The sequence below is a fragment of the Streptomyces sp. NPDC026515 genome, from assembly GCF_055567595.1.
Genome location: NZ_JBVHQD010000022.1, coordinates 89,190 through 101,777, shown reverse-complemented (window position 1 = coordinate 101,777; position 12,588 = coordinate 89,190). Strand labels below are relative to the sequence as shown.

Genomic DNA, 12,588 nt, shown 5'->3' with positions numbered 1-12,588 from the left:
GGCTCCTACAGGGGTGTGACGTACGCCCCGGAGATCCCGCCGTCCACCAGGAAGTCGCTGGCGTTGACGAACGAGGAGTCGTCGCTGGCCAGGAAGGCGACGGCGGCGGCGATCTCCTCGGCCTCGGCGAACCTGCCGAGCGGGATGTGCACCAGGCGGCGGGCGGCCCGCTCGGGGTCCTTGGCGAACAGCTCCTGCAGGAGCGGGGTGTTGACCGGTCCCGGGCACAGCGCGTTGACCCGGATGCCCTCCCGGGCGAACTGGACGCCCAGTTCGCGGGACATGGCCAGAACTCCGCCCTTGGACGCGGTGTACGAGATCTGTGAGGTCGCCGCGCCCATCCGGGCCACGAAGGACGCGGTGTTGATGATGGAGCCCCTGCCCTGACGCCGCATGTACGGGATGGCCGCCTTGCAGCACAGGTACACGGAGGTGAGGTTGACCTCCTGGACGCGCTTCCAGGCCTCCAGGCCGGTCTCCAGGATGGAGTCGTCGTCGGGCGGCGAGATGCCGGCGTTGTTGAAGGCGATGTCGACGCTGCCGTAGGTGTCGAAGGCCGTCCTGAAGAGCGCTTCGACCTGTTCGGCGTCGGTGACGTCGACCTTCACGAAGATCCCGCCGACCTCCTCGGCGGCGGCCTTGCCGCGGGTGTCGTCGACGTCGCCGCAGACGACGTGCGCGCCCTCGGAGGCGAGCCGCCGGGCGGTGGCGAGACCGATGCCGCTGCCGGCTCCGGTGATGACGGCGGTACGGCCGACGAGTCGGCGGCAGACGGTCTCAGGGGTCTCAGCGGTCACTGTGCGGGGCCCTCCGTGCTGATGAAGACGTTCTTGGTCTCGGTGAAGGCGGTGAGCGCGTCCGGGCCGAGTTCCCGGCCGATCCCCGACTGCTTGTAGCCGCCGAAGGGGGTCCAGTAGCGGACGCTGGAGTGGGAGTTGACGGACAGGTTGCCGGCCTTGACGGCCTGCGAGACGCGCAGTGCGCGGCCGACGTCCCGGGTCCACAGGGAGCCGGAGAGGCCGTAGTCGGTGTCGTTGGCGAGGCGGATCGCGTCGGCCTCGTCGTCGAAGGGGATGACGGCGGCGACCGGGCCGAAGACCTCCTCGACGGCCACGCGCGCGCGGGGGTCGACGTCGGTGAGGACGGTCGGCGGGAACCAGAAGCCGGGGCCCTCGGGAGCCTCGCCCCGGATGCCGGGCGCCCCGGAGTCGACGTAGGAACGGACGCGGTCCAGCTGGGACCTGGAGATCAGCGGGCCCATGTCGGTCTTCTCGTCGGCCGGGTCGCCGACGGTGACGGACCTGATCGCGGGGGCGAGGAGTTCCAGGAACCGGTCGTGGACGGACCGTTGGACGAGGATGCGGGTGCGGGCGCAGCAGTCCTGCCCGCAGTTGTCGAGGAAGGACATGGGGGCGGCGGCCGCGGCGGCCTCGATGTCGGCGTCGGCGAACACGATGTTGGGGCTCTTGCCGCCGAGTTCGAGGGTCACGCGCTTCACCTGGTCGGCGCAGAGCGCCATGATGCGCTTGCCGACCCGGGTGGAACCGGTGAACACGATCTTGGCGACGCCGGGGTGGCGGACCAGGGCCTCACCGGCGATGTCCCCGCGGCCGGGCAGGACCTGGAAGAGGTGCTCGGGCAGGCCCGCGGCCAGGGCGAGTTCAGCGAGGCGGAGCGCGGTGAGGGGGGTGGTCTCGGCGGGCTTGAGGAGCACCGCGTTGCCGGCCGCGAGGGCGGGGGCGGTGCCCCAGGCCGCGATCGGCATGGGGAAGTTCCAGGGGGCGATCACGCCGACCACCCCGAGGGGCTCGAGGAGGGTGAGGTCGAGGCCGCCGGGGACCGGGATCTGGCGCCCGGTCAGCCGCTCCACGCCGCCGGCCGCGTAGTCGAGCAGGTCCCGGACGTTGCCGGCCTCCCAGCGGGCGTTGCCGACGGTGTGGCCGGCCTGCCTCACCTCCAGCTGGGCGAGCTCTTCGCGGTGTTCGTCGACGACGACGGCGAACCGGCGCAACAGGCGGGCCCGTTCGCCTGGCGCGAGCGCGGCCCACCGCCGCTGGGCCTCGGCGGCCCGCCGTACGGCGGTGTCCACGTCCTGTTCCCCAGCTCCCGGGACGGTCGCGATCACCTCCTCCGTGGCCGGGTCGAGGACGTCGAGTTCGTACTGTTGCGACAAGTGGTGCCTCACATGCGTTCGAAGGAGCGGCGCAGCTCCCAGTCGGTCACCGCGGCGTCGTAGGCGGCCAGCTCGACGCGGGCCATGTTGAGGTAGTGCGCGACGACCTCGTCGCCGAAGGCGGCCTGGGCGACGGGGCTGTTCTCCCAGAGCTCGGCGGCCTCCCGGAGCGTCGTCGGGACGTGTGCGAAGTCGGCGGTGTAGGCGTTGCCGGGGCAGGGCTCGGGAAGTTCGAGCTTCTGCTCGACGCCGTACAGGCCGGCCGCGACCAGGCCGGCGACGGCCAGGTGCGGGTTGACGTCGCCGCCGGGCAGCCGGTTCTCGAAGCGCAGCGAGCGGCCGTGGCCGACGACCCTGAGCGCGCAGGTGCGGTTGTCGTGGCCCCAGGCGACCGCGGTCGGGGCGAAGGATCCCGGCTGGAACCGCTTGTAGCTGTTGATGTTGGGCGCGTACAGGAGCGAGAAGTCACGCAGGGCGGCCAGCTGTCCGGCGAGGAAGTGCCGCATGACCTCGGACATGCCGTCCTCGGCGGCGAAGACGCCCGCCCCGTCCGCGTCCGTCAACGACAGGTGGATGTGGCAGGAGTTGCCCTCCCGCTCGTTGTACTTGGCCATGAAGGTGAGGGAGACGCCCTCCTGGGCGGCGATCTCCTTGGCGCCGGTCTTGTAGATCGCGTGCTGGTCGCAGGTGACCAGGGCCTCGTCGTAGCGGAAGGCGATCTCGTGCTGGCCCGGGTTGCACTCGCCCTTGGCGGACTCGACGGTCAGCCCGGCACCCGCCATGTCGTTCCGGATCCGGCGCAGCAGTGGCTCGATCCGTCCGGTGCCCAGCACCGAGTAGTCGATGTTGTACTGGTTGGCCGGGGTCAGCCCGCGGTAGTTGGCGTCCCAGGCGGCCTCGTAGGTGTCCTTGAACACGATGAACTCCAGCTCCGTACCGACCTGCGCGGTGTAGCCGAGTCCGGCGAGGCGCTCCAGCTGGCGGCGGAGGATCTGCCGGGGCGCGGCGACGACCGGGGATCCGTCGTTCCAGGCGAGGTCGGCGATGAGCAGGGCGGTGCCCGCGTTCCAGGGCACCCGGCGGAGGGTGGCGAGGTCGGGGTGCATGGCGAAGTCGCCGTAGCCGCGGTCCCAGGAGGACATGGCGTAGCCCTCGACCGTGTTCATCTCGGTGTCGACGGCGAGCAGGTAGTTGCAGCCCTCGGTGCCGTGGCGCAGCACCTCGTCCAGGAAGAAGCGGGCGGCGAACCGCTTCCCCTGCAACCGCCCTTGCATGTCGGGGAAGGCCAGGACGACAGTGTCGATCTCACCGCTCGCGACGAGGGTGTGCAGTTCCTCGACGCTGAGCGGGGGTGTGCGGTCTGCCACGGGAGGACTCCTTGGGCTTCATCGCGCTGCTGCGGCCGGGCCGGGAGTTCTAAGGTATTGGTGAGAACCATTGCTTGGGAAGGGGGTACGGCCATATGTCGCTGGATGCGGACGGCGCCCTCGACGACCCGTTGACGCCGGTACTGCGGCCGGTACGGGCGGGAAACGGATTCGAGGAGGCACTGGAGCAGATCCTCCAGGTCGTCCGGCTGGGTCTGGTTCCGGGCGGCGAGCGGCTGCCGGCCGAGCGGGAGCTGGCGGAGCGGCTGGGGATCAGCCGGGTGACGCTGCGCGAGGTGCTGAAGGTGCTCCAGGACCAGGGTCTGGTGGAGTCCCGGCGGGGGCGGTACGGCGGCACGTTCGTGCTGCCGCGCGCCGACGCGGGCGGCGAGGACGAGCTGCGGCGCCGGATCGCCGAGGTCGACATCGAGGACGTGCTGCGCTTCCGCGAGGTCCTGGAAGTGGGCGCGGCCGGGCTCTGCGCGGCGCACGGGCTGCCGGACGAGCAGGCGGACCGCCTCCGCGAGGCCCTGGCCCGCACCCACGAGGCGCCGCTGCCGGACTACCGGCGCCTGGACACCCTGCTCCACCTCACGATCGCCGAACTGTGCGGCTCACCCTCCCTGACCGCCCAGTACGCGGCGGTCCGGGCGACCGTCAACGACCTCCTCGACTGCATCCCGCTCCTGGTCCGCAATCTGGAGCATTCGCAGCGCCAGCACGTCGCCCTGGTGGAGGCGGTCCTGGACGGGGACGCGGACGGCGCCCGGGAGATGATGCGCGAGCACTGCGCGGGGACGGCGGCGCTGCTGCGGGGCTTTCTGGCGTGAGGGCCGACCGGCGTGGCATAAAGGTGTGCGCGTACAAAGGTACGCGCGCGTACCTTTGTACGCGCTCACCTTCACGACCTGGGGAGGGCCCATGGCCCAACGGCCGCTGATCGGCGTGAGCACCTATCTGGAGGCCTCAGCGCGCTGGGGTGTCTGGGAGCTGGAGGCGGCCCTGCTGCCGGCCGGCTACCCGCGCCTGGTCCAGCGGGCGGGCGGCCTGGCCGCGCTGCTGCCGCCGGACGACCCGCGGCACGCGGCGGCGGCGGTGGCCCGCCTGGACGGCCTGGTCGTCGCGGGCGGCCCGGACGTGGAGCCGGTCCGCTACGGCGCCGAGCCCGGCCCGCGCACCGGCCCTCCCGCCCGCGCCCGGGACGCCTGGGAGCTGGCCCTGATCGACGCGGCACTGGCGGCGGGCACGCCGCTGCTCGGGATCTGCCGGGGCATGCAGCTCCTGAACGTCGCCCTCGGCGGCACGCTCGTCCAGCACATCGACGGCCATGCCGAGGTGCCCGGCGTCTTCGGGCGCCACGGTGTGAAGCCGGTCCCGGGAACCCGGTACGCCGACACCGTCCCGGAGGAGACCGCCGTCCCCACCTTCCACCACCAGGCGGTGGACCGCCTCGGCACCGGCCTGCTGCCCTCGGCCCACGCCGACGACGGCACGGTCGAGGCGATCGAACTCCCCGCCGGCCACACGTGGGTCCTCGGCGTCCAGTGGCATCCCGAGATGGGCGAGGACCTGCGGGTGATGCGGGCACTGATCACCGCCGCGTCCTGAACGTCCCGGCGGGAAGTCGGCGTCAGCCCCGGGTCAGGGTGAGGAGTTCGCGGGCCGGGCCGGTGGGGCGGTGGCCCGTCGGCCAGACCGCCCGCAGGTCGCGCCGTAGCGCGATGCCCTCCACGGGGATGCTCACCAGCCGGCGCATCGCCAGTTCCTCGCCCAACGCCAGTTCGCTCAGCACCGCCGGGCCCGCGCCGCCGACCGCCGACGCCTTGACCGCCGTCGTCGACGACAGCTCGATCAGCGGACGGGCCAGGCCGCCCAGCGCCGCGTCGAGTACCTGGCGCGTTCCGGAGCCGCGTTCACGCAGGATCAGGGGGGTCGCCGCCAGCTCCCCGGCCGCCAGCGGGCGCCGGCGGCGGGCCCACGGATGCGCGGGGGCCGTCACCACGATCAGCCGGTCGTGGCCTATCACCGTCGAGTCCAGGCCCTGCGGAACGGTCAGCCCCTCCACGAAGCCCAGGTCCGCCTCGTCCGCGAGCAGCCGCTCGGCCACCGCCGCGGAGTTTCCGGCGAGCAGGGAGACCGCCGTGTCGGGGCGCTGGGCGCGCAGCGCGAGCAGCCAGCCGGGGAGCAGGTACTCGGCGATGGTCATGCTCGCCGCCACCCGCAGGCGCGAGTCCCGCCGGTCCCGCAGTGCCTGCGCCCCCGCGTCGAAGGCCTCCGCCGCCTCCACCACCCGCCGCGCCCAGTCGGTCACCAGCGCCCCCGCGTCGGTGAGCCGCGAGCCGCGTGGCGAGCGGTCGACCAGGGCCACGCCCAGCTGACGTTCCATCGAGCGGATCCGGCTGCTGGCGGCCGGCTGGGTGATGCCGACCTCCCGCGCCGCCGCCCCGAGGCTGCCCAGCCGCGCCACCGCGAGCAGCAGCTCCAGCGCGCCGAGATCCGGCACGCGGTGCGCCAGCGTGCCACCCGCCGCCCGGTCCCCCGTCCCGCCCGTCTCGCTCATAAGACCAGCTTATGCCCCCATAGAAGGGTGCTCCCTGGCAGGCGGCGGGAAGCGGCGGCACCGTTGGTCCCATGGTCACCGCAGTCCGGAATCTCGGCCCCCACTGGTACGCCTCCGTCATGGGCACCGCCGCCCTCGCCCTCGGCGGCGCAGCGCTCGCCGGGGGCGGTTCGCGCGAGCTCTTCGCCGGCGTCTGGGCGCTGTCCCTGCTGCAGCTCCTGGTCCTGCTGGCCGCCCGCGCCCTGCACTGGACCCACCACCGCGACCAGGCCCTCGCCCACCTCCGCGATCCGGCGGTCGTCCCCTTCTACGGCTGCCTCTCCATGGCCCTGCTCGCGGTCGGCGCCGGTGCGCTCACCCTCGGGCAGGACTGGATCGGCGAGAGCGCCGCCGTGGCGCTGGACACCGGGCTCTTCGTCGCCGGTACGGCCGTGGGGCTCGTGGCCGCCGTCGCCGTGCCGTACCTGCTGGCCGTTCGGCATCGGGTCGAGCCGGGGCAGGCCACCCCGGTGTGGCTGCTGCCGCTGGTCGCGCCCATGGTGTCGGCCGCGCTCGGGCCGAAGCTGATCCCGCATCTGCCGCCCGGGCAGCCGCGCGCGACCCTGCTCTACGGCTGCTTCGCGCTCTTCGGACTGAGTCTGCTGGCCACCGTGCTGATGCTGACGCTCGTCTTCGCCCGGCTGGTCGCCGGCGGTCCGCTGCCACTCGCGCTCACCCCCACGGTCTTCCTGGTGCTGGGGCCGCTCGGGCAGTCCACGACCGCGGCCGGCGCCTTCGCCGACCTCGCCCCCGGGGTGGTACCGGCCCCCTACGCCGGCGGTTTCGGTCTCCTCGCCGTCCTCTACGGCGTTCCGGTCATGGGGTTCGCGCTGCTGTGGCTGGCGCTGGCGGCCGCGCACGTGGTGCGGGCACGGCGGCAGGGCATGCGGTTCACCATGACATGGTGGGCGTTCACCTTCCCGGTGGGGACGTGTGTCACGGGCGCGGCCGCGCTGGGACGGCACACCGGGCTGGCGGCGTACGACTGGCTGGCGGCGGGGCTGTACGCCCTCCTGGTCGCGGGCTGGCTGGCGGCCGCCGCCGGCACCGTACGCGGACTGCTCAGCGGCGAACTGCTCGCAGCGCCTCGTCCAGCACCCGCCGCGCCTCGGCCAGTGACGGTCCGTACCACGTCAGGTGCCGTCCGCTGACCAGGGCGCACGGCAGCCCGGGGAAAGCCTCCGGGCCGTCGGCTGCGGTGAAGCGGTAGGGCTCGTCCGGGAGGACGACCAGGCCGGGCCGCGCGTCGTTCAGTTCTCCGAGGGGCGCGCGGGGATACCGCTCGGGGTGGGCGGCGTACAGATTGCCGACCCCCAGCCGCTCGAGGACGTCGCCCGCGAAGGTGTCCCGGCCGAGGACCATCCACGGCCGCCGCCAGACCGGGACGACCGCCGTCGTACGAGGCTCGGGCACCGGAGCCGACCAGGCCTCCTCGGCCTCGTCCAGCCATCGCGGGCGGGTGCCCGCCCCGCACGCGGCCAGCAGCCGGGCCAGCTCGCAAAAGGCCTGCGGCACCTCCCGTACCTCCGTGACCAGCACCTCCACCCCGGCCGTCCGCAGGGCGTCGAGGTCGGGGGCGCGGTTCTCCTCCTCGTTGGCGACCACCAGGTCGGGAGCGAGCGCGAGGATCCGGTCGAGCCGGGGGTTCTTGGTGCCGCCGACACGGGTGACGTCGAGGTCGGCCGGATGGGTGCACCAGTCGGTGGCGCCGACCAGGACCTCGGGGAGTGTTTCCGCGACCGCCTCGGTGAGCGAGGGGACCAGGGAGACCACGCGCATCAGCGGGGGCGGTCCTGGACCGCCTCGATGTGTTCGGCCACGGCCACCACGATCACCCTGGTGTCCGGCACCGTCGCCCGCCACCGGTGGCGGACACCGCCGGTGAGGTAGAGGGTGTCGCCACGGCCGAGCCGGTAGGCACGGCCCTCCGCCTCGATCTCCACCGCGCCGTCGGCGACGTACATCAACTCGTCGTTGCGGTGCTGGAATTCGCGGCCGGCGTCGTGGTCGCCGGTGAACTCCGAGGCATGCAGCTGATGGTGGCCGCGCACCAGCGAACGCACCCTGGGCGCGAAGTCCGGTTCGGTGGCGTCGGCGCGTACGACGTCCACGCTGCACGCCGGGTCGGCGGCGGCGAGGAGTTCGACGGCCGTGGTGCGCAGGGCGTCGGCGACCTTCTCCAGCGAGGTGCGGCTGGGCCGGGCCCGGTCGTTCTCGATCTGGCTCAGGAAGGGCACCGACAGGCCGCTGCGCTCGGCCACGACGGCGAGGGTGAGCTCCAGCGCGCGGCGACGCCGCCGGACTGCCGCGCCCACCCGCACGGGCTGCTGGTCTTTGTGGTCGCCCATCGCTCCGGCTCCCTCCTTCGCTCGTCGTTCCGTCCAGCGGGTGCCCCGCTCGCCGCGGGCCCCTTCTGCTGGGTTCTCTGCACCCTACGCATGTTCGGCAAACCGTTTCAGGCGGGCGTCACATCCCCGTCACGTCGGGTGAGCGCGACCCTCACGGTTCGCGCCAGTGGACGAGCTCGCCGGACTCGCCGGGCGCGGACTCCTCCTTCGGGATGAAGACGCTGACCAGGAGGGCCGGAGGGCCGTCGGGGTCGGTGAGCAGCGTGGCCGACGGACTGGCGAAGGAGCCGCTGCCGCCGGGGGTGCGCAGCCGGAGCCGGTCGGCCCGGCCCCTGGACGGGGTCGTAGGCGTAGACCGGCCGGCTGCCGAAGTCGTCGCGCAGGCGCCGGCCCTCGGCCAGGACGAGGGGACGCCCGAGAAGTTCAATGCGTGAGCGGTCCCCGATGTTCCCGGCGGTGCCCCAGGCCACCAGGGCCAGGTCGAGGCACTGATCTGCGCGGGCCCACCAGACGGTGAAGTCCCGCAGAGTGGCGTGGAGTTGACGGTCGATGTCGCAGCCGGCGCGGTAGTGGCCGGTCGGTTCCACGGAGTCGCCGTGGACCGCTGTGATGTCCGGGGTGCCCTCGGCGCGACGCGACAGGGTGCGGGCAGCGTCGAACGCGTGGTCGGCCGCTCCCGCCGGCAGGGCGGCAAGGCTTGGGTAATGCCGTAGCGCTATGTGGTTGGCCGGATCCTTTTCGTAGGCGAGGACCCGTCCGGCGGTGCCGTCGGCGTACAGGGAAGGCTGACTGGTGCCGGGGCCGAAGTCATGACGGCGGGTCCAGGTGCGCAGGCCGGTGGAGGTGGCGACCGCCGTGTGGAAGCGGCCGTCGGCGAGGGCGGTGTGGCAGACGGCGAGGCAGCCGCCGCCGTACGCCTCGGGTACCGGGGTGATCTCGGCGGTGTCCGTGGTGCGGCCGGTGTCGTCCCGGGCGTCGTAGACCGCGCCGTCCGCCCGGGTCACGTCCCCGGCGAGCACGTCGAACCAAGCGGTGGCGGCCGAGGCCGGGTCCGGGCCCGCCTCGGAGAGCTGCGGCACGGCCACGGCGGCCGTCAGCAGCAGGAGGGGCAGAAGCCGGCGCGTCACGGGCTGCTCGCAGGAACGGGCGGGACGGGGGCCTCAGAGAGTGGGGCCCCCGGCCCCGCCCGTGGCGGGCCGCGGGAGGCGGGCTTCGCCGCTCGGGCGGCCCGTCCCGCTCACTTGCGGATCGGCGCCCACTTGTCGACGAGCCCGGGGCTGCTCTTCAACCAGGCCCGGACCGCGTCCTGTTCCTTGCCCTGTCCGGCCTTCTGGATCGCGGCCTCCAGACCGGTGAGCTGCTTCTCCGTCATGGAGAAGTCCTTGAGCCACTTGCCGACCTCGGGGTTGTCCCCGGCGAAGCCCTTGCGGGACAGGGTGTGCACCCCGTCACCGGAGCCCCAGGCGCCCTGGGGGTCCTTCAGCTTCCTGAGGTAGTAGTCGCTGTAGGCCCAGTGCGGGGACCACAGGGTGACCAGGATCGGCTGGTGCTTGGCGTAGGCCCGCTTGAGCTCGGCGAGCATGGCGGGCGTGGAGCCGTCGACGACCTGGTAACTGCCGTCGAGGCCGTATTCCTTGAGGACCTTGGACCTGAGCAGCCCCATCATGCCGGCGCTGGGCTCGATGCCGACGATCTTCCCGCCGAACTCCGAGGAGTGGTTCTTCAGGTCCGCGAGGGAGTTCACGTCCTTCACATACGAAGGGACGGACAGCTCCAGGGAGGTGGGGCCGTACCAGCTGCCGAGGTCGTCGAGCTGCTTGCCGTACTTCTTCCAGTACTCGGCGTGCGTGACGGGCAGCCAGGAGTCGGTCTCGAAGTCGAGCTGGCCGGTGGCGAGACCGGTGTAGAGGGGACCGGCCGCGTACTGGGTGGTGGTGACCTTGAAGCCGCGTTCCTCCAGCAGCTCCTTCCACAGGAAGGTGGAGGCGATGCCCTCGTCCCAGGGGATGTAGCCGATCTTGATCTCCTTGCCCCGCCCGATGTCCGTGGCGGAGGCCTGGGCGGTGCCGGACGAGGAGCCGAAGATGCCGAGGCCGCCGGCGACCAGGGCGAGGACGACCACACCGACGACGGCGACGGCCGGGCGCGGACGGTAGGTCCAGGGGGTGGGGCGGACCTTGGCGGCGGCACGGCGGCCGAGCGGGGACAGCTGCGTGCCGAGCGCGCCGGTCATCCGGTCGAGGTAGATGGCGAGGACGACGATGCCGACGCCCGCCTCGAAGCCGAAGCCGATGTCGAGCTGGCCGATGGCCTCGTTGACGGCGCCGCCGAGGCCCCCGGTGCCGACCATGCCGGCGATGACGACCATCGACAGGCCCAGCATGATGACCTGGTTGACGCCGGCCATGATGGTCGGCAGCGCGAGCGGCAGCTGGACGCGCAGCAGGGTGTCGCGGGGTGTGGTGCCGAACGCCTCGGCCGCCTCGACCAGTTCGGCGTCCACCTGGCGGATGCCCAGCTCGGTCATGCGGACGCCGGGCGCCAGCGCGAAGATCAGGGTGGCGATCACGCCGGCGGCGGTGCCCAGGCCGAAGAAGAGGATGGCCGGGATGAGCAGGACCATCGACGGCATGGTCTGGAGGAGGTCCAGGACGGGGCGTACGGCCGCGCTGACCGCCCGGGAACGGGCCGCCCAGATACCCAGCGGTACCGAGATGACCAGGGCGATCACCGTGGCGACCAGGACCAGCGCCAGGGTGGACATCGCGCGGTCCCACAGGTCCAGGGAGTCCACGAGCGCGAATCCGGCGAAGGCCAGCACGCCCGCGGTCAGTCCGCGCAGCCACCACGCCAGGACCGCGAGGATGCCGGCCAGCAGCAGGGGTGCGGGCGCGGTGAGGACGCCGTCGATGCCGTCGTACATGCCCTCGACGACCGCGCGGATCGCGTCGAAGAGCCAGGACATGTGCGCGACCAGCCAGTTCACGCCGGAGTCGACCCAGTCGCCGAGATGCAGCCTAGGCACGGGCGGTCACCTTCTTCCCACCGTCGCAGTGGACGGGTTCGCCCGTGTCCTCCGCGAGAAAACCGACCAGACGCTCCTGCGGTACGACGCCCACGACGGCGTTGTCCGGGTCCAGGACGGCGACCGGGTGGGACAACCGGGCGCTGAGCGCGCACAGTTCGGTGAACGGGGTGTCCGGGACCGCGGTGGCGCAGTCGCAGTCCGCCTCGTCGCCGGCCACGTCGGTGTTCATCACGGCGCCGGCCGTCAGCACCCGCGAGCGGTCGACGTCCTGGGTGAAGGAGGCGACGTAGTCGTCGGCGGGGCGCAGCAGGATGTCCTCCGCGGTGCCGGTCTGGACGATACGGCCGTCGCGCATCACGGCGATGCGGTCGCCCAGGCGCATGGCCTCGTTGAGGTCGTGGGTGATGAAGACGATCGTCTTCTTGAGGGACTTCTGCAGTTCCAGCAGCTGGTCCTGCATGTCGCGGCGGATCAGCGGGTCCAGGGCGCTGAACGACTCGTCCATGAGGAGCAGGTCGGCGTCGGTGGCCAGGGCCCGGGCCAGGCCGACCCGCTGCTGCATGCCGCCGGACAGTTCGTCGGGCCAGGAGTCCTCCCAGCCGGCCAGTCCGCACAGGGCGAGCGCCTCGTCGGCGCGGCGGACGCGCTCGGCGCGGGGCACGCCCTGCACGGCCAGGCCGTAGGCGGCGTTGTCGCGGACGCTGCGGTGCGGGAAGAGCGCGAAGTGCTGGAAGACCATGCTGATCTTCTTCGAGCGCAGTTCGCGCAGTTCGCGGTCGGTGAGCGCGGTGAGGTCCTGGCCGTCGAAGCGGACCTGTCCCGCGGTCGGTTCCAGCAGGCCGTTGAGCATGCGCAGCAGGGTGGACTTGCCGGAGCCGGACAGGCCCATGACGACGAACGTCTCGCCCGGGTCGACCCGGAAGGAGGCGTCGATCACGGCGGCGGTGGTGCCGTCGGCGCGCAGCTCCTCCCGGCCGGCTCCCTGGCGGAGCCGTTCCACGGCGTCGTCCGGTCGTCTGCCGAAGACTTTGTACAGGTGCTCGGTCTCTAGCCTGGGTGACACGCGAACCTCT

The 12,588-nt window shown here is 72.6% G+C and carries 12 protein-coding genes; 3 read left to right on the top strand and 9 right to left on the bottom strand.

The window, feature by feature from the left end; genetic code table 11:
• Positions 1–5: 5 nt before the first annotated feature.
• The 3 genes from ACZ4O3_RS35765 to ACZ4O3_RS35755 are packed head-to-tail and all read right to left on the bottom strand — an operon-like array spanning position 6 to position 3,540.
• Entirely contained in the window at positions 6–797 is a 792-nt protein-coding gene (locus ACZ4O3_RS35765) for a 3-oxoacyl-ACP reductase (protein WP_467726315.1), read from the bottom strand.
• Complete coding sequence (locus tag ACZ4O3_RS35760) at positions 794–2,173, bottom strand: aldehyde dehydrogenase family protein (protein WP_362724506.1); 1,380 nt, start codon at positions 2,171–2,173, stop codon at positions 794–796. Before ACZ4O3_RS35760 ends, ACZ4O3_RS35765 begins: the two co-directional genes overlap by 4 nt.
• Positions 2,174–2,181: 8 nt before the next feature.
• The gene (locus ACZ4O3_RS35755) at positions 2,182–3,540 is read right to left on the bottom strand and encodes a glutamine synthetase family protein (protein WP_362724503.1); all 1,359 of its coding nucleotides are present in this window, start codon (positions 3,538–3,540) and stop codon (positions 2,182–2,184) included.
• Positions 3,541–3,635: 95 nt separating this feature from the next.
• Between ACZ4O3_RS35755 and ACZ4O3_RS35750 the strand changes: the two genes are divergently transcribed.
• A complete protein-coding gene (locus ACZ4O3_RS35750) occupies positions 3,636–4,370 on the top strand; it encodes a FadR/GntR family transcriptional regulator (protein WP_467726313.1) in 735 nt (244 codons plus the stop codon).
• Positions 4,371–4,461: 91 nt separating this feature from the next.
• Positions 4,462–5,148, top strand: coding sequence for a gamma-glutamyl-gamma-aminobutyrate hydrolase family protein (locus tag ACZ4O3_RS35745; protein WP_467726312.1), 687 nt, complete (start codon positions 4,462–4,464; stop codon positions 5,146–5,148).
• A gap of 22 nt (positions 5,149–5,170) precedes the next feature.
• Here ACZ4O3_RS35745 and ACZ4O3_RS35740 read toward each other — a convergent pair whose 3' ends face one another.
• On the bottom strand, positions 5,171–6,100 hold the full coding sequence (locus tag ACZ4O3_RS35740) for a LysR family transcriptional regulator (protein ID WP_467726310.1): 930 nt from the start codon (positions 6,098–6,100) through the stop codon (positions 5,171–5,173).
• Positions 6,101–6,171: 71 nt separating this feature from the next.
• Between ACZ4O3_RS35740 and ACZ4O3_RS35735 the strand changes: the two genes are divergently transcribed.
• Positions 6,172–7,290 (top strand): TDT family transporter, encoded by a 1,119-nt coding sequence (locus tag ACZ4O3_RS35735; protein WP_467726309.1) that lies wholly within the window; start codon positions 6,172–6,174, stop codon positions 7,288–7,290.
• On the opposite strand, the gene ACZ4O3_RS35730 is transcribed toward ACZ4O3_RS35735, so the two are convergent.
• The 5 genes from ACZ4O3_RS35730 to ACZ4O3_RS35710 all read right to left on the bottom strand — a co-directional run bounded on the left by ACZ4O3_RS35730 (position 7,202) and on the right by ACZ4O3_RS35710 (position 12,578).
• Entirely contained in the window at positions 7,202–7,918 is a 717-nt protein-coding gene (locus ACZ4O3_RS35730; protein ID WP_362721675.1) for a helical backbone metal receptor, read from the bottom strand. The two genes, ACZ4O3_RS35735 and ACZ4O3_RS35730, sit on opposite strands and share 89 nt — an antisense overlap.
• Positions 7,918–8,487, bottom strand: coding sequence for a helix-turn-helix domain-containing protein (locus ACZ4O3_RS35725; RefSeq protein WP_362721681.1), 570 nt, complete (start codon positions 8,485–8,487; stop codon positions 7,918–7,920). Before ACZ4O3_RS35725 ends, ACZ4O3_RS35730 begins: the two co-directional genes overlap by 1 nt.
• A 107-nt stretch (positions 8,488–8,594) precedes the next feature.
• The gene (locus ACZ4O3_RS35720; protein ID WP_467726307.1) at positions 8,595–9,614 is read right to left on the bottom strand and encodes a hypothetical protein; all 1,020 of its coding nucleotides are present in this window, start codon (positions 9,612–9,614) and stop codon (positions 8,595–8,597) included.
• A 110-nt stretch (positions 9,615–9,724) separates the two neighbouring features.
• Positions 9,725–11,512, bottom strand: a complete 1,788-nt coding sequence (locus ACZ4O3_RS35715) for an ABC transporter permease/substrate binding protein (RefSeq protein ID WP_467726305.1) — start codon at positions 11,510–11,512, stop codon at positions 9,725–9,727.
• The gene (locus tag ACZ4O3_RS35710; RefSeq protein ID WP_467726303.1) at positions 11,505–12,578 is read right to left on the bottom strand and encodes a quaternary amine ABC transporter ATP-binding protein; all 1,074 of its coding nucleotides are present in this window, start codon (positions 12,576–12,578) and stop codon (positions 11,505–11,507) included. Before ACZ4O3_RS35710 ends, ACZ4O3_RS35715 begins: the two co-directional genes overlap by 8 nt.
• Between the last annotated feature and the right edge of the window lie 10 nt (positions 12,579–12,588).